This window comes from Maribacter aquivivus (assembly GCF_900142175.1).
GTDB lineage: Bacteria > Bacteroidota > Bacteroidia > Flavobacteriales > Flavobacteriaceae > Maribacter > Maribacter aquivivus.
The window spans coordinates 282,358-302,788 of the sequence record NZ_FQZX01000001.1; the positions used below are offsets into that span (position 1 = coordinate 282,358).

Genomic DNA, 20,431 nt, shown 5'->3' on the forward strand with positions numbered 1-20,431 from the left:
TCAGATTTAAATCTCGATTATCGAGTAAAAATTTAGGGGTGAATGCAACAGATCATAAATTTTCTAATTAGGTATAAGATATTCTTACTTTACCTTTTTCTGTTATTAATTTCTTGCATTTTTACGTTTCAATCGCATTCGTACCATCAATCTAAATTTTTAAATTCTTCTAACTATATTTCAGGAAGTATCTATACTTTTTCAGATAATGTAACTTCATATTTTGGTTTAAGGGAAGAAAACAACAAACTTGTTGAAGAAAATAAAAGACTTAGAGATAAACTCTTTAACAATGTAGTTCTTTCACCTTCACTAATAGATTCCACTTCTGTAGATTACGAAGTTGTTAGAGGTCGTGTCATCAATAACAGCTATGCTGATCAACGTAACTACATTACTATCAACAAAGGTAAAAATGATAGTATTGTACAAGACATGGGCGTTATTACAGACAAGGGTATTTTAGGTATCGTTGAAAATACATCAGATAAATTTTCTACCGTACAGAGTATTTTAAGTGACAAATCTAACATAAACGCAAAAATCAAAAACTCTAATCACTTTGGGTCTTTAGTTTGGGAAAATACCACAGATTACAATGTTGTTCAATTAATAGACATTCCAAGACTAGTACCACTTACCATAGGTGATACCATTGTCACAGGAGCCATGAGCAGCATCTTCCCAGAAAACATTCCTATTGGTACGATTAAAAGATTTGATTTAGACAACTCAAAAAGTTTCTATTTTATAGATGTAGAACTATTTAATGATATGACTAATATTGGTAATATTTATATCATTAGAAATTTGAACCGAAAAGAGGTTTTAGAATTAGAAGCAGAAACAGAAGCCAATGATTAATAGTACTACATTTTTAATTGTACTCCGATTTATATTATTGGTACTATTGCAGGTACTGGTATTCAATAAACTGAATTTCTTTGGCTATATAAATCCGCTGATATATATTCTTTTCTTGTATTGGTATCCTATCAAACAAAATAGAACTACCTTTATAATACTATGCTTTTTCCTAGGACTTTGCGTAGATATTTTTTCTGACACACTTGCCATAAACGCAGCAGCTACCGTTACCATAGCTTATCTTCGACCAACCATTATGCGTTTTGTCTTTGGTGTCAATTATGAATTTCAAAGTTTTAAGTTAAACAACAGTACAAAGGCACAACAATTCACGTTTTTAGCGTTATTGATTATAATACATCACTTGGTATACTTCACGTTAGAAATTTTCAGCTTTTCAAACAGCTTGTTAATTTTACAGAAAACGGTAATTGTCAGTATTTCCACATTGATTTTAGGCATGTTGTTCAGTACATTATTCAGCAGTAAAAAAGAATGAGAAAAATTCTTTTATCATTAATTATAGTTGTCATCGCAATTACCTTTTTGGGAAGGCTATCCTATTTGCAAATTTTTAGTTTTTCTGCGGAGCAAGTTCTAGAGGATCCGGCAATTAAAGCGATATATGATTATCCTGAAAGAGGCTACATTTATGATCGTAACGGTCATCTGTTAGTTGGTAATGACCCTGCTTACGATGTCATGGTTATACCTAGAGAAGTTCAACCTTTAGACACCCTTGAGTTTTGTGGGCTATTGGGAATTGACAAAGAAAAATTCGTTGAAAAATTAAGAAGAGCCAGAGTATACTCACCAAGACTACCTTCAGTATTGGTTCCACAACTTTCTAAACAAGATTACGCAAAGCTACAAGAGAAAATGCGTAAGTATAAGGGCTTCTATATTCAAAAAAGATCTTTACGGTATTATGACACCCCTAGTGCTGCAAATGTTTTAGGCTATATTAGTGAAGTAAATGAAGGTGATTTAGCAGTTAATAAATATTATGTTCAAGGTGAACTGAAAGGTAGAACGGGAGTTGAACGTTACTACGAAGATTTATTAAGAGGCAGAAAAGGTGTACAATACATTCAGAAAGATAGATTCAACAGAGATATAGGTCCATATAAAAATGGAACCATAGATACCTTACCTGAACAAGGGAAACAAATAAGCATCACCATTGATAAAGCGTTGCAAGAATATGGCGAATTATTAATGAATGGTAAAAGAGGTGGTATTGTGGCCATAGAGCCTGCAACGGGTGAAATCCTTTCCATGATATCAGGACCAACCTATGATCCTGCATTATTAGTAGGGCGTGAGCGTTCAAAAAATTATACTAAACTTTATAATGATACAATTGCAAACCCAACATGGGATCGCTCTATTCATGCTCAACAACCTCCGGGCTCTCCTTTTAAAACACTAAATGCATTAATAGCTTTACAGGAAGGTGTTTTAGACGAAAATACAACCATACAATGCTACCACGGTTTCTATGTGGGTAAGAAAAAAAGAGGTTGCCACTGTGGTGGTGGTTTACGAAGTTTGAATAAAGGAATATCGCAATCATGCAATGCTTATTTTGCAGGAGCATTCAGGAAAATATATGAAAAGTTCGAAACTACTGATGAAGGTATGGATGTGTGGGAAAAACACATGAAAAGCTTTGGTCTAGGTGACTATCTAGGTTATGATTTACCATTCGGGCAAAAAGGGCGTATACCTAACAAAGAATATTACGATAAATGGTATGGTGATAATAGATGGAGTTCTTCTTATATCATCTCTAATGCTATTGGGCAAGGTGAAATTTTAGCAACACCTGTTCAGTTGGCAAATATGACGGCTGCTATTGCCAATAGAGGACATTACTTTACACCACATATTCTAAAGAAAATTGAAGGTAAAGATATTACAGAACCTAAATTTACCGAAGCTAAGCACACTACCATAGACCCAAAGCATTTTGAGCCCGTAGTTCAAGGTATGGCAGATGTCTATGTAAGTGGTACAGCTAGATGGTTGCAAATACCAGGTATCGAAGTAGCAGGTAAAACAGGTACCGCCGAGAATTTTACGAAAATAGATGGTGTACGTACACAATTGACAGATCACTCGGTTTTCGTAGCTTTTGCACCCGTCGATAATCCTAAAATTGCCATAGCGGTATATATTGAAAATGGATATTTTGGATCAAGATACGCCGGACATATCGCTACTCTTATGATTGAAAAATACCTTAAAGGTGAAATCACCTTAAAGACCCTTGAGAAGAGAATGCTAGAAAAAACATTAGAAGCAGAATACGCGAAACCCTACAGTGGGGAGGAGTTTAAAATAAACGAGCGTGTCTGGTAGAAGCATCTTAAAAAGAATTGACTGGTTAAGTGTTTTCATCTATTTCGCACTTGTTTTTATTGGCTGGATCAATATTTACTCTAGTACATTTACAGACGAGCATAGCTCCATCTTTGATTTCAGTACACTTTACGGAAAACAGTTATTTTTTATAGGCGTTAGTTTAGTTACTATAGTTGTGGTACTTGCCTTAGAGGTAAATTTCTACGAACGATTTTCTAGTTTACTATACCTCATTTCTATGGTCTCGCTACTAGGGCTGTTTGTTTTTGGTAAAACTATTGCCGGTGCAACATCTTGGTACGACCTTGGTTTTTTTAACCTACAACCTTCAGAACTTGCAAAAGTGGCTACTGCACTGGCGCTCGCTAAATATCTCAGCGATATACAAACAGATATTAAACGTAGAAAAGATCAGTTCTATGCTATTCTAATTATACTTATACCAGCTATTTTAATTATACCACAACCAGATCCCGGTAGTGCACTAGTTTTCTTTGCAATGATTTTTGTAATTTTCAGAGAAGGCTTACCACTTTACTATTTAGTTATTCTACTAAGTTTTATTCTCATTTTTGTTATTACCTTAATGTTTGGTACTGTTTGGCTTATTATTGGTCTAGTTCTAATGATTATACTTTTATATGCATTAAAGCGTAAAACATTAAAAATCCCAGTGATTCCGCTTAGTCTTATTAGTGTAGCGGTAATTCTATTCTCCCTTTCGGTAAATTTCGTTTTCAATAACGTGTTTGAGCAACGACATAGAGATCGCTTTGGACTATGGTTACGATTAGAAAAAGACCCTAACAAATTAGAGCAGATTAGAAAATCTATAGGATACAATACTTATCAATCTGAAAAAGCAATCGAATCTGGCGGATTCTTCGGAAAAGGTTTTCTTGAAGGCACACGTACAAAAGGAGATTTTGTACCTGAACAGCACACAGATTATATTTTCAGCACTGTTGGTGAAGAATGGGGCTTTTTAGGTACCGCAACAGTAATCATTCTATTTACCGTATTATTTCTAAGGTTAATCTCTTTAGCCGAACGACAGAAAAATGCCTTTGCCAGAATGTATGGCTATGGCGTTATATCTATTTTATTAATACACTACTTTATTAATATAGGTATGGTAATAGGTATTTTACCTACTATTGGTATTCCACTACCCTTCTTTAGTTATGGTGGATCCGGGCTCTTATTCTTTACTATTCTACTCTTTATTTTCTTGAAATTGGATACGAATAGATTGAAAGAGAGTTTCTAAAACTTCCACCCAGTAGTATTCTTACTCCCTTCGAAAGCACTTTGTTGTTTTTCTGATAGTTGGGCAAAAAAGTCAATTCCAGTTTCTTTTTCTATCTCATCAACAGACACTACGAAATTACGTAAAGATGTAAATTGAGGTTTATTCGGCATTAAAAAAGACAGGGTATATATCTTATCTCCCTTTTTACGGGCAATAATCTTATAGAAAGCATCGGGCACATCAACATCTTCTTGTCCGATCTCTTCTAATCCACTTTCTAACACGCCACCGGTAAACACATATAAAGTTCCATACTGCTTCGCCCAGCGTCTTGTTTGCTGCTCTAAGTCGTTCCAAATACCAGCATTGAACTCTCTATCTTGCGGACTTATATTACTTGTATAAAAAGTTTCATTGTATGCCTGTAACGAGAATCTACGATCACCAGCTGGTAGTAAATGTCCACGATCATAACCAGACCCCTTATAATTACGCCAGTCTGCAGATTTAGAGGAAACATATGGGTCCTCTATAAAATACGGTCGTTTTCTATCATCATATGTTAAGTGACTTTTGTCAAGAGTATACGCTACCCACTCTGCTTGTTCATATGGTTCATTATAAGACAATGTAAAATATTCATGATTTACAATTTCACCAGTAGTTGACGACGGAAGCAGCTCTTTAGGGAATTCATTTGAAATTGGTTCCTTATCACTATTTGAATAAGTAGCCGGAGTATAAAAGTTTTCAAATAACCAAAAGCCAATTACACATACTAGAATTAAAATACTATAAAGAGATCCATTTTTTTTGCGGTATGCCATACGCCAAAATTACCTAATTTTGTAAGATATATGATAAATTACCGACCAATAAACCTAGTAAATAAAGTCTAAACGAAAGGAAAATTATGATGTTAACTTGGAAAGATGTAATTCATTTTTCAGTGAATGGTAACCCTGAGCCTGACAGAAGAGTTGAAAAAACAGAACAGGAATGGAAAGAGATTTTGACACCTGAACAGTTTAGAGTTACTCGAAAAAAAGGCACTGAAGCTCCGCATTCTGGTGCACTTTGTACTGCTCATGAAGCAGGGAAGTATGAATGTGTTTGTTGCGGCACTCCATTATTTGACTCTACTATTAAATTTGAATCTGGTACCGGGTGGCCTAGCTTTACACAACCTATTAAAGAGAATGCTATAAAATATCATAAAGACTCTTCCTTCGGAATGATTCGAGTAGAAGTGATGTGTAATACTTGCGATGCGCATTTGGGACATATATTCCCTGATGGACCAGAACCTAGCGGATTACGCTACTGCATTAATTCTGAATCTATGCAATTAGAAAAGGAGGAATCGAATGACTAATACAAAATTAGAAATCGCGACAGTTGGCGGTGGCTGCTTTTGGTGTACCGAAGCGGTATTTCAAGAAGTAAAAGGTATACATAATGTAGTTTCTGGGTATACAGGTGGAAAAGCTCCAGGAAGACCCACGTATAGAGAAATATGTTCAGGGTTAACTGGTCATGCAGAAGTAGTTCAAGTTACTTTTGATCCCACCATCATTTCTTATGAAGATATTCTGATAATTTTCATGACAACCCACGACCCCACCTCTTTAAATAGACAGGGTGCCGATGCTGGAACTCAATATCGTTCTGTCATTTATTTTCATAATGACGAACAAGAGAAAAAAGCAAAAATAGTATTGAACGAGATGCAAGTGGTATATGAAAAGCCTATTGTAACCGAGTTAAGTCCTTTAGGAATTTTCTATGATGCTGAAGAGGATCATCAAGATTACTACAAGAATAATTCTGAGCAAGGCTATTGCCAGGTTGTTATCAATCCGAAGTTGGCAAAGCTTAGAAAGTTACATGCAGACAAGCTTATATCTTAGTATGTAGTTCGGTTTATCTTAAGAGATATTCTATTCAACTACAGTAATTTTCAGTTCACCTTTAAAAACTTAAAACTTTTTAAAGGTGAACTTACTTTTGAGTCATCATAACATTAAAACCTACTTATTATGAATTCTCAAAAATCTTTTTATTACATCGCTTTAGGGCTTTTCGCTATCGCTGTTATAGGTTCTATCATCAATTCATTCTTAAACTATGAGATGGTTGCTGAAACATTTACAAAACTTGGCTACCCGGTTTATCTAATACATGTTCTTGGTGTATGTCAATCTTTAGGTCTTATCTTAATTCTGTTCAACAAATCTCATTGGTCTTTAGAATGGGTATATGCTGGCTTCTTTATGAATTACACATTGGGTGCTATTGCCCATTTATCTATAAAAGATGGTAACGGAGCATCTGCGGTAATATGTATCGTACTTTTATTTGTAACATACATTCAAAGTAAAAAAATACGTAGTACAAATAATGAATTAGCTAAATTTGGAAAACCCGAGCACGCTAAATTTATTTAAAATATTTGCACATAAAAAAGCCGCTATATAAGTTATATAGCGGCTTTACTATTTTATAAAATAAGAACTCTAATTCTTAACACTAGCTAGTTTACCTTGCTTAATGTTGTTCATTTTTAAATCTTCTAATACGTTTACAGCTTCTTCAACATAAACATCTTTTGCTAAATTTTTATGCCATCTATTACGCTTTTCACGTAAAACAGAATCTTTAGTGAACAATTGCTCTTCATAACCTAAAGATTTAAACGTAAGTTTAGAATCATAATCGGTTAACTTTTTAAAGTAGTTCGATTGCTCTTTATCCTTGTTTTTCTCTTCCTTATAAGTGTCAAAATTTAAAGAAATCTCTGTTTCATCTTGCTCAGCTTTCAACCACTTTGCATTCTCTTCTATCAACTTAATTTGTTGACTAGTTGCCATTCTTTTTTCACTATCGGCAATAGTTTTCTCATAGTTAATATAACCATCCCAAGCTTTATAATCAGCAGGTGTGATTTTATCCCATCCTAACGGATTAGATTGATCTCTTTCTCCTAAATCAATATAGCTATATCTGTCTGGTACAACGATATCACTCTTAACACCTTCTAACTGCGTAGAACCACCGTTAATTCTATAGAACTTCTGAGTAGTAATTTTAATAGCACCTAAATCTCCGTGTTCATTACTACGTAACATATTGTTCAACGGTATAACGTTCTGTACCGTTCCTTTTCCAAAAGTCTGCTTACTACCTATTACAATAGCTCTTTTATAATCTTGCATTGCAGCGGCTAAAATTTCAGAAGCAGAAGCAGATAATTCGTTTACTAGAATTACCAACGGGCCATCCCACTGAATTCTTTCATCTTTATCATCATAAACATCTTTGCCTTTATCTTTAGATTGCACTTGAACAATAGGACCATCTTTAATAAACAAACCTGCCATTTCAACAACAGTCTTTAAAGATCCACCTCCATTATCACGTAAATCTAGAATTAGACCTTCCATGCCTTCTTCTTTTAAACGCTCTACTTCTTTAGCAACATCCGTTGCCGCATTTCTTTCGCTATAATCATTGAAATCAACATAGAATTTTGGAAGATTTATAATTCCGAATTTTTCTTCTCCTTTAATAATATTCGCAGATTTCGCATACGACTCTTCTAACTCAACAACGTCTCTTGTTAAAGAAACAACATCCAAAGAACCATCTACCTTTTTAACAGTTAAATCTACAATAGTACCTTGTGCACCTTTTATTAGTTTAATAGCATCGTCTAAACGCATACCTACAATATTTATAGGCTCTTCTCCATTCTGACCAACTTTGATAATTTCATCACCAACTTCTAATCGCGCATCTCTCCATACTGGTCCGCCAGAAATAATTTCTACAATTTTTGCCCCTTCAGCTTTTTTCTGAAGTCTTGCACCAATACCTTCAAACTTACCTGACATGCTGGTATCAAACTTCTCTTTCTCTTCTGGAGCGAAGTAAAATGTATGTGGGTCAAATTCATCTACAATAGTATTGATGTATTGTACGAACCAATCTTTACGTTCTAAATCACTTACAAAATCAAAGAACTCATCCAAAGTAGTTTCTGTAGATTTTCTTGATTCTTCTTCTGCCTCTTTTAGCGAGTGTGCAGTATGATCATGCTCATCTGTACTTTCGATTTCGTCATTCTCCATATGAGAAATTTTAGAATCAAACGTACCTAAGGTGGCATATTTCAATTGCTTTCTCCAACGTTCTTTAAGCTCTTTTCTATCTGCAGCAAATGGCTCTTCATCATATTTAATACTGATGCTTTCATTCTCAGAATAATCAAAAGGAGTTTCTAAGACTTCTTTATAAATTCCTTTTGCATCGCCCATACGCTCCATCAATCTTTCATATACTACATTGAAAAATGTGATATCTGTATTTTTGATTTCATCGTCTATCTGATACTTGTACTTTTCAAATTCTGCGATATCTGATGCTATAAAATATCTCTTGGTAGGATCAATTACATCAATAAAATCTTCAAAGACATGTACCGAAAAATCATCATCAAGCGCTTTTGGCTCATAATGTCCTTTTTCTAACACATAGGTTATTAAATCTAACAACAATTTATCCTTATCGTCATTTTCAAAAGTCTTATTTGTAAAACTGCATGATGCTACAGCTGCAAGCATCAACAATAGTACGTAGGCTAAATTTCTTTTCATAAAATTATCTTTTACTTTCCTTTTCAATATCTCCGAATTTGAGGGTTGTAAGCAACATATAAAGCTACTTAAACCCCTAAGGTAAAGAAAAAACCATGCCAATTAAATGTGCTTAGAACTAATTTTTTGTTAAACGGCATTTCGGGCTTATCATATTTAAAAACGTATTTTTACTACAGAAAGTATATGATATGGAAAAACCACTGATTTTAATAACGAATGATGACGGAATTACTGCGCCTGGTTTACGCATGCTAATTACGATAATGAAAAAAATAGGCGATGTGGTTGTGGTAGCGCCAGACAGTCCGCAATCTGGTATGGGGCATGCCATTACATTGGATACTGCGCTATTTTCTAAAAAAATGAAAATAGACCTTGACCAAGATGGTATAGATGAATATAGTTGTAGTGGTACACCTGCTGATTGTGTAAAATTAGCGCTTCAAGAAATACTACCAAAAAGACCCGACATTTGTGTTAGTGGCATTAACCACGGCTCTAACTCTTCAATAAATGTTATTTATTCAGGCACTATGAGTGCTGCGGTAGAAGCGGGAATCGAAGGAATTCCTGCCATTGGTTTTTCATTATGTGACTATAGCTGGAACGCTGATTTCTCTCAAGCTCAAGATTTTATTCATGACATTGTCACCCAAGCTTTAGCAAACGGAATTCCGAAAGGCACAGTATTAAACGTGAATATACCTAAGCTTAAAAAAGAGGAAATAAAAGGTATAAAAGTGTGTAGGCAGGCAAAAGCAAATTGGAAAGAAAAATTCGATAAGCGAACCAACCCTATGGGTAAAGATTACTATTGGCTTACCGGAGAATTTGAATTACTAGACAAAGGTGAAGATACTGACGAATGGGCACTGGCAAACGGATATATTTCTGTTGTACCTATCCAATTCGATTTAACTGCCCATCATGTCATTCAAGAATTGAATACTTGGGAGCTTTAGTAAATCACTGTTTAAATATTTAATTATACCGCACAATTATTTTAAATGAATACCAAAAAAGAAATTCTAATAGGCTTTATAGTAGGTATCATAGCAAATGCTCTTGGTACATTACTATACATTCTTATATTTTCAGACTTAAGCATTACCGAAACTTTTGAAGCCGCTGTTAATCAAGAACATGTTGGCAGCCTTTTGGCATTAGGCGCTATTCTAAACCTAGTTGCTTTTTTTGGATTTCTAAAAATTAAAAGGGACATTAGAGCTAAAGGGGTTTTGATCGCTACAATTTTAACGGCTTTCTTGATTCTTTACTACAAAGTATTTTAAAATGAAGTACTACATTATTGCAGGCGAAGCTTCTGGTGATCTTCATGGCTCTAATTTAATTAAGGCGCTGAAGAAACAAGATTCCAATGCTGACATTAGATGTTGGGGTGGTGACTTAATGCAACAGGCAGGCGGAACTTTAGCCAAACACTACAAAGAATTGGCTTTTATGGGGTTTCTAGAAGTTGTTCTCAACCTAAATGTCATTTTTAAAAACATAAAATTCTGTAAGCAAGACATTGCAGCTTTCAACCCTGATGCTATTATTTTTATTGATTATTCCGGATTTAATTTAAGAATTGCTAAATGGGCAAAAGAGAACAATTTTTTGACCAACTATTATATTTCTCCTCAAATATGGGCTTCTAGGGAAGGTAGAATAGAGAAGATAAAGGCAACAGTAGACCACATGTATGTAATTCTGCCTTTTGAGAAAGAATTTTACGAAAAGAAACACAATTACCCAGTCAATTTTGTAGGGCACCCATTACTAGACGCCATTGACAATAGACCAAAATTAAACGAAGCTAAATTTAGATCAGATAACGGCATAGATCAGAGTAAACCAATAATAGCATTACTACCTGGCAGTCGCAAACAAGAAGTTCAAAAAATGCTTTCTTTGATGCTTTCCTTAACCAACGACTTTGCTGAATATGAATTTGTTATTGCAGGCGCACCTAGTTTAGACAAAGAATTCTACGCTACTTTTCTTACCAATGCGAATGTAAAGTTCATTCAAAACAAAACTTACGAATTACTTTCTATATCAACTGCTGCTTTAGTTACTAGTGGCACCGCAACTTTAGAAACTGCCTTATTTAAAGTGCCACAAGTAGTATGCTACAAGGCAAATTGGATTTCTTATCAAATTGCTAAACGTATTATCACTTTAGAATATATTTCTTTGGTTAACCTTATCATGAAAAAGGAAGTAGTTAAAGAATTAATACAAGATGATTTCACCAAGCAGAATCTAAAAAAGGAGCTGACCTTAATTTTAGATGGGGAAGCTAGAAGTAAACAACTGGCTGAATATGATGAGTTAATTGCAAAATTGGGTGGTTCTGGAGCTAGTGCTGAGGCTGCTTCGCTTATCATTGCAAATGCTAAAATTTCATAGCTTTATTATTTTTAAAAAATAATTCTATAATTTTGGAGTTACACGTACTACAAGGTACACTCTATTTTATGCGCATATTACCATATTTTATTATCATTTGCTTTTTAGCCAGTTGCGGAGTCAAAAAGACGAGCACTTCTGACAAAGAGCGAAAAATATCTGTTGCTGCCGCAAATAATGCTAGAACAGGAAATGTTACCGAACCTACAAGAACAGAAGAACGAAGAGCAATAACTTCTTCAACGCACACAAAGGCCGACGAAATTATTAATACTGCCCTTTCATTTTCAGGTACACGCTATAAGTTTGGCGGTACCACCAAAAAAGGAATGGACTGCTCTGGTCTATTATATATTTCTTTTGGCGAACATGATGTGCAACTGCCTAGAACTTCTATTCACATGGCAGAAGAAGGTCATCGTGTTACTGTTAAAAATGTAGAAAAGGGCGACTTGCTATTTTTTAAGACTTCAAGAGGCTCTAAACGCATTAACCATGTAGGTATGGTGGTAGGTACAGACAATAACGAAATTACATTTATACACGCATCAACATCACGTGGTGTTACCGTTTCATCTTTACGAGACGGATTCTGGAACCAAGCATTTGTAAAGGCTACAAGAATATTATAGCATGAAACTCTTAGCGTTTATTCCTATCAGATTAACGCTTTTACTCATCCTTGGAATTTTAATAGGTTACTTTTTTTCCTTTAACTTATTATATACTCTTCTTTTCACAACTTTTCTTTTTCTACTATTAGCTTTTATTTTCTTTTTTGAAAAGAATACAAAATCGATTTTATTTGGAACCATTGCCGCGCTAACATTCGTATCATTAGGCATTTTTAGTTACACTGCTGCACAACCTAAATATTATAGCAGTCACTACAGCAATCACCAAAATACCAGTAACGAACTGTGGACGTTAAAAATCAAAGAAGTTCTAAAACCTAATCAGTTTTCGACCCGCTATTTAGCCTTGGTAAAAAGTATTGGTAATGAACATGTAAGTGGCACTATTCTTCTCACCATACCAAAAGATGCAGTGAATTTAAACTTAGCTATCGATGATGAATTTGTTACTTACGCCAAAGTCAAACCTATTTCTTCTCCACTAAACCCTCATCAATTTAATTATAAAAAATATCTGGAGAATCTAGGTGTATATCATAGTATACGAATAGAACATGATAAGCTTGTGAAAATTAAAAGTTCGCAAACTACCCTTCTCGGCATCGCAGCAAGAGCTCGAAATCATATTATTAAAAAACTTGATAAAGAAAATTTTGGAGCAGATGAATTAGGAGTCATACAGGCACTATTGCTTGGGCAGCGTTCAGATATTTCAGAAGAAACGTATACCAACTACCAGAAAGCTGGTGCTGTGCATATTTTAGCAGTATCTGGTTTACACATTGGTATTTTACTCTTGGTTATTCAATTTCTATTGAGTCCGATGAAAAACATACCTAATGGGCGAACCTTTATTTTAATTCTATCAGTTCTCTTTTTATGGGGTTTTGCTTTTATTGCCGGGTTGTCTGCTAGTATTATTCGTGCTACTACGATGTTCACCTTTGTGGCATATGCATTATATTTAAACAGACCCAGCAACACCTTCAATATACTTGCGCTTTCCATACTATTTATTCTACTATTTATCAATCCGAATTTATTGTTTCAAGTCGGATTTCAAATGAGCTATGCAGCTGTTTTTGCTATACTTTGGATTTTTCCCTTGCTTAAACAATTATGGTTTCCGAAGAATAAAGTGGTACGCTACTTTTGGCAATTGCTATGTGTTAGTATAGCCGCACAATTAGGAGTTCTACCAATTAGTTTATTCTATTTTCATCAGTTTCCTGGACTGTTCTTTATTTCGAATTTAGTGATTGTACCTGCTTTGGGAGTGATTCTTGGTATGGGAATTTTAGTGATTGCATTATCACTATTAAACTGGCTCCCCACTAAATTAGTATGGTTTTATAATGAAATCATTGGTTTAATGAATAGCTTAATAGCTTGGGTGGCAAAACAAGAAAGTTTTATTTTCAGTGCTATCTCTTTTGATTTTATTCAACTATTGTTAAGTGTTTTGGTTCTGGTAATGGGCGTAGAACTTTGTACAAAACTCAACTACAAACGAATAGTTTTCTTCTTATTAAGTATTCTATGTTTTCAAGGTTGGACAATCTATCAGGAATATGAAACTCACAACAAGTCGCAAGTATTGGTGTTACATCAAACGAGAAAGAGTCTCATTTTTAACAAAAGCGGAGATGATTTATCCATCTTAACAGATCTTGATAATAAACCTGATTATCTAATTTCTGATTATGTAACTGCTGAACGTATAGATTCTGTTCGATATTATTCTTTAAAAAATAGCTATGCTTTTGAAGATGAATTACTCTTGATCATTGATAGTACCGGAATTTATCCGAAGTCGGCATCCCATAAAATTCTACTAACACAATCACCAAAAATCAACCTAGATAGATTGCTAGACAGCATCAGTCCAAAAGTGATAATAGTAGATGGCAGTAACTACAAAAGCTATGTTGAACGCTGGGAAGCGACCTGTATAAAAAATAAAATCCCTTTTCACTATACTGGTGAAAAGGGAGCTTATTATTTTGAGTAGTATAAATTAATGCACTTTACCCATCATTTTTTTAATCAATGGAGATGCAACTAGTACTATTAATGCTGCACCTAGCGCGTATTTTGCAACAAGACCAAATCCATCTGTATAGATACCTAAAGTTTCGAAACCTCCAACATTTTTATCAGTGCTTTCAATTGCTAATTGTTTACCAATGAAACCTACAATCTGAAAAGCAAATGCTGATGCTAAAAACCATATACCCATCATAAATGCAACGATTCGCTTAGGTGATAAATCGGTGATTTTTGATAATCCTACTGGCGACATTAATAATTCACCTACGGAGATTAAGAAGTACATAATTAACAAATAAGAAAAAGGTACCATACCATTCGAGTCAGCACTACCACTACTCATTGAAAGAATCAAGAAACTTATACCTGCAAATGCCAATCCTAAACCAAACTTATATGGTGTTCTAGGATCTAGATTTTTCTTCTTTAAATAGGTAAACAACATTGATATAGGAATAGATAATATGATGATATACATTGAATTTAATGCATTTGTTTGTGATGCATCTATAAAAGTCAAATTAACATTACGTGCAGCAAACAAAGTGATAATACTTCCTGAAAGTTCATGAAAACCCCAGAAAATTGTAATAAAAAATGTAAATAAAATAGCTACTATTAATTTTTTACGCTCTTCTGCAGTTGCCTCTATTAATATTTTCAATAGAAATGCACCAATTGCTATCGCAATTAAATAGAAGATAATATTTACAATGTTATTGCCCTCTAAAAAGCTACCTTTTTCCCCTAATGATTTGTAAGCAGAAAGTAAATAAGCAATCACAGGAACTGACAATACCGCTAAAATCGGTATCATTAAACCCTGTTTTACACCTAATATTGGTTTATCTAAAATAGTTTCAGTTGGAGGCAAACCTTTATCTCCAAATACATTTTTATTAATACCACTCCAAAAAGCGATTAATCCTAATAACATACCAATACCTGCAAGACCAAAACCATAATGCCATCCATAAGTTTTACCTAACCAACCACAAAGTAATGGTGCAGCAAAACCTCCAATATTAATACCCATATAAAAGATAACAAAACCCGAATCTTTTCGAATATCACCATCTTTATAAAGAGAACCGACAAAAGTGGAAATATTCGGTTTAAAAAAACCATTCCCAACAACTATTAAAGCTAGGGCTAGAAAGAATGCATAATTGTTTTCTACAGCTAATACAAAATGTCCGAATGCCATTAAAATACCCCCCAAAAAAATAGATTTACGCATGCCTAATATTTTATCAGATATGCGCCCTCCAATTACTGTAGATGCGTAAACCAATGAACCATAAGAGGCATAAACCGCTGCCGCTGCAAAATCCCTAGTAGCTAATGCCTCAAAAACAACATTAACCATGTAAAGCGTTAGCAGTGCACGCATACCGTAGAAACTAAATCGCTCCCACAATTCAGCAAAAAACAAATAAAATAAACCTTTTGGATGCCCAAACAATTGCTGCTCTTCGACTGGTTTAATCGTATTTTCCATATAATTAATTTAAAATTTTTGAGTGCTTAGTTTTGATTAAAGTTTTTCTTTTATAAAATTGGTCATCTTATTGAAAAGGTGAATTCTTGTGTTTCCACCATAAATTCCATGATTTTTATCAGGATAAATTCCCCAATCAAATTGCTTATCTGCCTGTATTAAAGCTTCGATCATTCGCATGGAGTTTTGCACGTGTACATTATCATCTCCTGTACCATGTATTAACAAATAATCACCTTCTAACAACTGCGGATAATTAAATGGAGAGTTGTCATCATAACCACTTGGGTTTTCTTGCGGCGTTTGCATGTAGCGTTCCGTATAAATAGTATCATAAAAAGCCCATGATGTAACAGGCGCAACGGCAATTGCCATTTCAAAAGTATCGTTACCTTTTAAAATACAATTAGTTGACATAAAGCCACCATAGCTCCAACCCCATATACCGGTTCTTTCTTCATCTATATACGGTAATTCACTTAATTTTTTAGCTGCAGCAATTTGATCTTCTACCTCATATTTGCCTAATTCTTTTTGAGTAACTTTTTTGAAATCTCTTCCTTTGAATCCGGTTCCACGACCATCTACACATGCTACAATATACCCTTCCGCTACTAACATTTGGTGCCAGTAATCATTAGCGCCCATCCAACTATTACTGACATTTTGCGAACCAGGACCACTATACTGATACATAAACAAAGGATACTTTTTTGAAGGATCAAAATCTTTAGGTTTGATCATGTACATATTAAGATCATTGCCATTAATAGAAATTGTAGAGAACTCTTTCGGACTCACAGCATACCCTTCTAATCTCTTCAACAATTGACTATTGTCTTTTATATCTTTAATCTTCTTACCATTAATAGCTTGGTGTAAAGTATATACCTGAGGCATTTCTGCACTAGAAAATGTATTAATGAAATATGTAAAATCAGTACTAAAAGAAGCGTTGTTTGTTCCTTTGATTACAGCTAAACCTTTTTTATCATCACCACCGCTACTAATATTATAGACCCCACGGTTTATAGAACCATTTTCAGTTGATTGATAGTAAATTTTATCTTCATTTTGGTCGTAACCGTAGTATTTGGTTACTTCCCAATCGCCTTTTGTAATCTGATTCATTAAACTACCATCTTCCCCATAAAGGTAAATATGGTTCCAGCCATCTTTTTCGCTAGTCCAAATAAAGCTATCATCTTCTAAAAATGTTAGGTTATCGGTAATGTCTACATACGCATCATCTTTTTCTTCTAACAAAACAGTTACTTCACCTTTTTTTGCATTTACCGCATACATGGTTAAATGATCTTGATGCCTGTTCAAGGTTTGAACACTCAACATATTTTTATTATTCATCCATTTAATACGCGGAATGTAATACGCATTATTGGTGTTTACTGCAGAAATTGCTCCACTTGCAACATCTAAAAGATGCAACGTAACTATAGAATTGTTCTCACCAGCTTTTGGATATTTAAATACATGTGGTTGTTGGTATAATCCCGTACCATAAACATCCATAGAAAACTCTGGAACATTGGTTTCATCAAAACGAAGAAATGCAATTTTAGAACCATCGGCATTCCATTCAAAAGCACGAACAAAAGCAAACTCCTCTTCATAAACCCAGTCGGTAACACCATTGATGATTTTATTGGTTACTCCGTCAGTAGTAATCTGTCTGGTTTCTCCTGACACCATGTTAAAAATGTAAATATTATTACTCTTTACATAGGCAACCTGACTACCATTTGGAGATAATAACGGTTCTTGTATTTTGTCTGCACTAATTTTCACTAACTTTTTTGTAGCTATATCGTACACATAAAAAATGCCTAAAGTAGAGTGTCTAAAAATAGGCTCTACTTCTGTAGATAATAAAATCTTTTTTTCATCTGAACTAAAATCATAAGATGAAAACGAAGGAATATCTGCTAAATCTGCAGAAGAAACTACTGTACCTACTTTTTCTAATGTTTTGTAATCGTATTTATCAACCGTAGTAATTTGGCTGAACCTATTCGAATTAAGAACTGTATACTGGGTGCCATTCTTCATAGATCTAAGGGCATCCATCCCTTCTGTTCTAAAAGCGCCTTGATATATTTCAGCAACTTCAATCTGTTTTTCCTGTGCCCAAGTAATTGCAGTGAATGAAAGTAAAATCAACGCAAATAAGTGTGTTTTTCGCATAAATAATTGAATTTTGTTAAATCTCTCAAGTTTACCACTATTTCCTCAAAAAAACACGCTTTACAGTGAAAAAGAAAGCGGTTTTAACGCTTTGCCCTTAGAAACTAGATTATAGTCAATATGCTTATCTTTACAACCATAGAAATGTGTAGTATTTTTCTAAATCTAGACGTTTACACAACATCGAATATTAGTTGAAAGTTATACCTAAATGACCAAGCCAATAAGCGGTTTCTCCAAGCTTACGAAAGAAGAAAAAATAGATTGGGTCACCACAAATTACACCCAAAATGCAACGCAATCAAAGAAAATATTACAAACCTACTGGAATGAAAATTCTAGTATTCAGCAGTTGCATGATGAGTTTATTGAAAATACTCTGACCAATCTTTATATGCCATTAGGCATAGCCCCTAATTTTTTAATTAACCAGACACTTTATGCCATACCAATGGCTATCGAAGAAAGTTCAGTTATTGCAGCCGCTAGTAAGGCTGCAAAATTTTGGTTGAACAAAGGCGGATTTAAAGCTGAAATCATAGGCACCGAAAAAGTAGGTCAGGTACATTTTATTTTTAAAGGCGAAGCAACAAAGCTGAACTCCTTTTTTACGTACTTGAAACCTATTTTACTTGCCGAAAGTGCTTCTTTGACAACCAGTATGAAAAAAAGAGGTGGTGGTATTTCTGATATCGTTCTAAGAGATAAAATCAGCGAATTAGATCATTACTTTCAGCTACATGCTACTTTTCAAACGAAAGATGCTATGGGCGCTAATTTCATAAATAGCTGCTTAGAGCAATTTGCAGCTACCTTAAAAAAAGAAGCCGCAAATTATAATGAATTCTCAGCCTTAGAGAAAGATGTAGAAGTTGTAATGAGCATACTTTCTAACTATGTACCCAATTGTACCGTTCGTGCAGAAGTTAGCTGCCCAGTTGAAGATTTAAAACTAGCAGCAGAATTAACGCCACAATATACCGCAGAAAAAATAATACAGGCCATTAACATCGCTAAAGTAGAACCCTATAGGGCGGTTACACATAATAAAGGAATCATGAACGGTATTGATGCCGTTGTATTAGCTACAGGAAATGACTTTAGAGCTGTTGAAGCTGGTGTACATGCATATGCCTGTAGAAATGGTCAATACAGTAGTTTAACACATGCCAATATTGAAAACGGAATTTTTAAATTCTGGATAGAATTACCCTTGGCATTAGGTACCGTTGGCGGACTAACAAACCTACATCCGTTAGTGAAACTGAATATGGAGATACTTCAACGACCATCTGCTGAAGAACTAATGCAAATTGTAGCGGTCGCGGGTCTAGCACAGAACTTTGCCGCAGTAAGTTCTTTGGTAACCACCGGAATTCAAAAAGGACATATGAAAATGCACCTGATGAACATATTAAATCAATTAGGTGCAAATGAAAAAGAAAAGGCTACGTTAGTTGAGTATTTTAAAACCAAACCCGTTACGCACCACGGTGTAGAAATTCAGCTGAGTAACTTAAGAAAGTAAGGTATCTATGAAAGAATTTTATAGTAATGGAAAATTATTGCTCACAGGCGAATACGCCATTCTTGATGGTGCAAAAGGTCTAGCATTACCTACATCTTTTGGACAATCATTAAAACTTAGAAATAAAAATTCTGAAACCATTCACTGGTTTAGTGTTGACGAGAATGACGACACTTGGTTTTATGCTGAATTTTCTAAATTAGGTTTTAAAACTATTAATACAACTGATGAAGCCGTCTCAGATAGATTACAACAAATATTAACTGAAACGCAAAAGTTTAATTCTGAGTTCTTATCACGTATTTCAGCATACAGTGTAATTGAAGCTAAAATTACCTTTCCTAAAGATTGGGGATTAGGCACATCTTCTACGCTAATAGCAAATATGGCAACATGGGCAGCCGTAAATCCATACCAATTGTTAGAAGCTACATTTGGCGGTAGTGGTTATGATATTGCATGTGCAACACATAACACAGCAATTACCTACCAAAGAAATGGTTTTGAGCCCAAAATAAACAAGGTGTTTTTTAATCCTGATTTTAAAGATGATTTATTTTTTGTTTACCTAAACCAGAAAAAAAATAGTAGAGACGCCATTAATAGCTACCGTAGTTTAGACATTAATAAAGAGGCACTTATTACCAAAATCGATAGTATTACAGATAAGATATTATCTTGTACTGATTTAAAGGATTTTGAAGTCCTACTAGACCAACACGAAGCTATTTTATCAGAAGCACTTCAAACACCTACTATTAAAAACACTCTTTTTTCTGATTACTCCAGAACTATTAAAAGCTTAGGTGCATGGGGCGGAGATTTTGTGCTAGCAACAGGCACTGAAGATGACATGCAATACTTCAAGAAAAAAGGATACAACACCGTAGTCCCCTATTCAAAAATGATACTATAAAAAAAGAGCATCCAAATTGGATGCTCTTTTTTTATATATAA

At 34.4% G+C, this 20,431-nt stretch carries 18 protein-coding genes; 14 read left to right on the forward strand and 4 right to left on the reverse strand.

From position 1 onward, the window contains the following. Window positions 1-42: 42 nt before the first annotated feature. From mreC to rodA, 4 genes are read left to right on the forward strand one after another with little or no spacing between them, the layout of a single operon-like run. On the forward strand, window positions 43-864 hold the full coding sequence (gene mreC / locus BUC31_RS01190) for a rod shape-determining protein MreC (RefSeq protein ID WP_073240544.1): 822 nt from the start codon (window positions 43-45) through the stop codon (window positions 862-864). Next, window positions 857-1,366, forward strand: coding sequence for a rod shape-determining protein MreD (gene mreD, locus BUC31_RS01195; RefSeq protein WP_073240545.1), 510 nt, complete (start codon window positions 857-859; stop codon window positions 1,364-1,366). Before mreC ends, mreD begins: the two co-directional genes overlap by 8 nt. After that, a complete protein-coding gene (gene mrdA, locus BUC31_RS01200) occupies window positions 1,363-3,231 on the forward strand; it encodes a penicillin-binding protein 2 (protein WP_073240546.1) in 1,869 nt (622 codons plus the stop codon). Before mreD ends, mrdA begins: the two co-directional genes overlap by 4 nt. Next, window positions 3,221-4,504, forward strand: a complete 1,284-nt coding sequence (gene rodA, locus BUC31_RS01205) for a rod shape-determining protein RodA (protein WP_073240547.1) — start codon at window positions 3,221-3,223, stop codon at window positions 4,502-4,504. Before mrdA ends, rodA begins: the two co-directional genes overlap by 11 nt. Here the strand turns inward: rodA and BUC31_RS01210 are convergent. Continuing rightward, entirely contained in the window at window positions 4,501-5,313 is an 813-nt protein-coding gene (locus BUC31_RS01210) for a DNA/RNA non-specific endonuclease (protein ID WP_073240548.1), read from the reverse strand. The two genes, rodA and BUC31_RS01210, sit on opposite strands and share 4 nt — an antisense overlap. 89 nt (window positions 5,314-5,402) lie before the next feature. Between BUC31_RS01210 and msrB the strand changes: the two genes are divergently transcribed. From msrB to BUC31_RS01225, 3 genes are all read left to right on the forward strand, one after another. Further along, on the forward strand, window positions 5,403-5,861 hold the full coding sequence (gene msrB, locus BUC31_RS01215) for a peptide-methionine (R)-S-oxide reductase MsrB (protein WP_073240549.1): 459 nt from the start codon (window positions 5,403-5,405) through the stop codon (window positions 5,859-5,861). Next, window positions 5,854-6,396: a peptide-methionine (S)-S-oxide reductase MsrA gene (msrA, locus tag BUC31_RS01220; RefSeq protein WP_073240550.1), complete on the forward strand. Its 543-nt coding sequence runs from the start codon at window positions 5,854-5,856 to the stop codon at window positions 6,394-6,396. The genes msrB and msrA overlap by 8 nt, the downstream gene beginning before the upstream one ends. Window positions 6,397-6,525: 129 nt before the next feature. Next, window positions 6,526-6,933, forward strand: a complete 408-nt coding sequence (locus BUC31_RS01225) for a DoxX family protein (RefSeq protein ID WP_073240551.1) — start codon at window positions 6,526-6,528, stop codon at window positions 6,931-6,933. A 69-nt stretch (window positions 6,934-7,002) separates the two neighbouring features. Here BUC31_RS01225 and BUC31_RS01230 read toward each other — a convergent pair whose 3' ends face one another. Continuing rightward, window positions 7,003-9,141 (reverse strand): carboxy terminal-processing peptidase, encoded by a 2,139-nt coding sequence (locus BUC31_RS01230; RefSeq protein WP_073240552.1) that lies wholly within the window; start codon window positions 9,139-9,141, stop codon window positions 7,003-7,005. Between the two features lie 191 nt (window positions 9,142-9,332). Here BUC31_RS01230 and surE point away from each other — a divergent pair, with 191 nt between their 5' ends. The 5 genes from surE to BUC31_RS01255 all read left to right on the forward strand — a co-directional run bounded on the left by surE (window position 9,333) and on the right by BUC31_RS01255 (window position 14,205). Further along, window positions 9,333-10,106, forward strand: coding sequence for a 5'/3'-nucleotidase SurE (gene surE / locus BUC31_RS01235; RefSeq protein WP_073240553.1), 774 nt, complete (start codon window positions 9,333-9,335; stop codon window positions 10,104-10,106). A 45-nt stretch (window positions 10,107-10,151) separates the two neighbouring features. Then, on the forward strand, window positions 10,152-10,436 hold the full coding sequence (locus BUC31_RS01240) for a hypothetical protein (protein WP_073240554.1): 285 nt from the start codon (window positions 10,152-10,154) through the stop codon (window positions 10,434-10,436). 1 nt (window position 10,437) lies between these two features. Beyond that, a complete protein-coding gene (gene lpxB, locus BUC31_RS01245) occupies window positions 10,438-11,559 on the forward strand; it encodes a lipid-A-disaccharide synthase (RefSeq protein WP_073240555.1) in 1,122 nt (373 codons plus the stop codon). 68 nt (window positions 11,560-11,627) lie between these two features. Next, window positions 11,628-12,191: a C40 family peptidase gene (locus tag BUC31_RS01250; protein WP_073240556.1), complete on the forward strand. Its 564-nt coding sequence runs from the start codon at window positions 11,628-11,630 to the stop codon at window positions 12,189-12,191. Between the two features lies 1 nt (window position 12,192). Beyond that, complete coding sequence (locus BUC31_RS01255; protein WP_073240557.1) at window positions 12,193-14,205, forward strand: ComEC/Rec2 family competence protein; 2,013 nt, start codon at window positions 12,193-12,195, stop codon at window positions 14,203-14,205. Between the two features lie 6 nt (window positions 14,206-14,211). Here the strand turns inward: BUC31_RS01255 and BUC31_RS01260 are convergent, their stop codons facing one another. Continuing rightward, window positions 14,212-15,744, reverse strand: coding sequence for a peptide MFS transporter (locus tag BUC31_RS01260; protein WP_073240558.1), 1,533 nt, complete (start codon window positions 15,742-15,744; stop codon window positions 14,212-14,214). 36 nt (window positions 15,745-15,780) lie between these two features. After that, the gene (locus tag BUC31_RS01265; protein WP_073240559.1) at window positions 15,781-17,946 is read right to left on the reverse strand and encodes a S9 family peptidase; all 2,166 of its coding nucleotides are present in this window, start codon (window positions 17,944-17,946) and stop codon (window positions 15,781-15,783) included. 211 nt (window positions 17,947-18,157) lie between these two features. Here BUC31_RS01265 and BUC31_RS01270 point away from each other — a divergent pair, with 211 nt between their 5' ends. Together BUC31_RS01270 and BUC31_RS01275 are read left to right on the forward strand one after the other, a co-directional pair. Next, entirely contained in the window at window positions 18,158-19,474 is a 1,317-nt protein-coding gene (locus BUC31_RS01270) for a hydroxymethylglutaryl-CoA reductase, degradative (protein ID WP_073240560.1), read from the forward strand. Window positions 19,475-19,481: 7 nt separating this feature from the next. Next, window positions 19,482-20,390: a GYDIA family GHMP kinase gene (locus BUC31_RS01275; RefSeq protein ID WP_073240561.1), complete on the forward strand. Its 909-nt coding sequence runs from the start codon at window positions 19,482-19,484 to the stop codon at window positions 20,388-20,390. The last annotated feature ends 41 nt before the right edge of the window (window positions 20,391-20,431 follow it).

What these genes read in the sequence shown, in the direction of transcription:
- mreC (WP_073240544.1), top strand. Translation starts at nt 43, where the DNA reads ATGCAACAGATCATAAATTTTCTAATTAGGTATAAGATATTCTTACTT.
- mreD (WP_073240545.1), top strand. Translation starts at nt 857, where the DNA reads ATGATTAATAGTACTACATTTTTAATTGTACTCCGATTTATATTATTG.
- mrdA (WP_073240546.1), top strand. Translation starts at nt 1,363, where the DNA reads ATGAGAAAAATTCTTTTATCATTAATTATAGTTGTCATCGCAATTACC.
- BUC31_RS01210 (WP_073240548.1), bottom strand. Translation starts at nt 5,313, where the DNA reads ATGGCATACCGCAAAAAAAATGGATCTCTTTATAGTATTTTAATTCTA.
- msrB (WP_073240549.1), top strand. Translation starts at nt 5,403, where the DNA reads ATGTTAACTTGGAAAGATGTAATTCATTTTTCAGTGAATGGTAACCCT.
- msrA (WP_073240550.1), top strand. Translation starts at nt 5,854, where the DNA reads ATGACTAATACAAAATTAGAAATCGCGACAGTTGGCGGTGGCTGCTTT.
- BUC31_RS01225 (WP_073240551.1), top strand. Translation starts at nt 6,526, where the DNA reads ATGAATTCTCAAAAATCTTTTTATTACATCGCTTTAGGGCTTTTCGCT.
- BUC31_RS01230 (WP_073240552.1), bottom strand. Translation starts at nt 9,141, where the DNA reads ATGAAAAGAAATTTAGCCTACGTACTATTGTTGATGCTTGCAGCTGTA.
- surE (WP_073240553.1), top strand. Translation starts at nt 9,333, where the DNA reads ATGGAAAAACCACTGATTTTAATAACGAATGATGACGGAATTACTGCG.
- BUC31_RS01240 (WP_073240554.1), top strand. Translation starts at nt 10,152, where the DNA reads ATGAATACCAAAAAAGAAATTCTAATAGGCTTTATAGTAGGTATCATA.
- lpxB (WP_073240555.1), top strand. Translation starts at nt 10,438, where the DNA reads ATGAAGTACTACATTATTGCAGGCGAAGCTTCTGGTGATCTTCATGGC.
- BUC31_RS01250 (WP_073240556.1), top strand. Translation starts at nt 11,628, where the DNA reads ATGCGCATATTACCATATTTTATTATCATTTGCTTTTTAGCCAGTTGC.
- BUC31_RS01255 (WP_073240557.1), top strand. Translation starts at nt 12,193, where the DNA reads ATGAAACTCTTAGCGTTTATTCCTATCAGATTAACGCTTTTACTCATC.
- BUC31_RS01260 (WP_073240558.1), bottom strand. Translation starts at nt 15,744, where the DNA reads ATGGAAAATACGATTAAACCAGTCGAAGAGCAGCAATTGTTTGGGCAT.
- BUC31_RS01265 (WP_073240559.1), bottom strand. Translation starts at nt 17,946, where the DNA reads ATGCGAAAAACACACTTATTTGCGTTGATTTTACTTTCATTCACTGCA.
- BUC31_RS01270 (WP_073240560.1), top strand. Translation starts at nt 18,158, where the DNA reads ATGACCAAGCCAATAAGCGGTTTCTCCAAGCTTACGAAAGAAGAAAAA.
- BUC31_RS01275 (WP_073240561.1), top strand. Translation starts at nt 19,482, where the DNA reads ATGAAAGAATTTTATAGTAATGGAAAATTATTGCTCACAGGCGAATAC.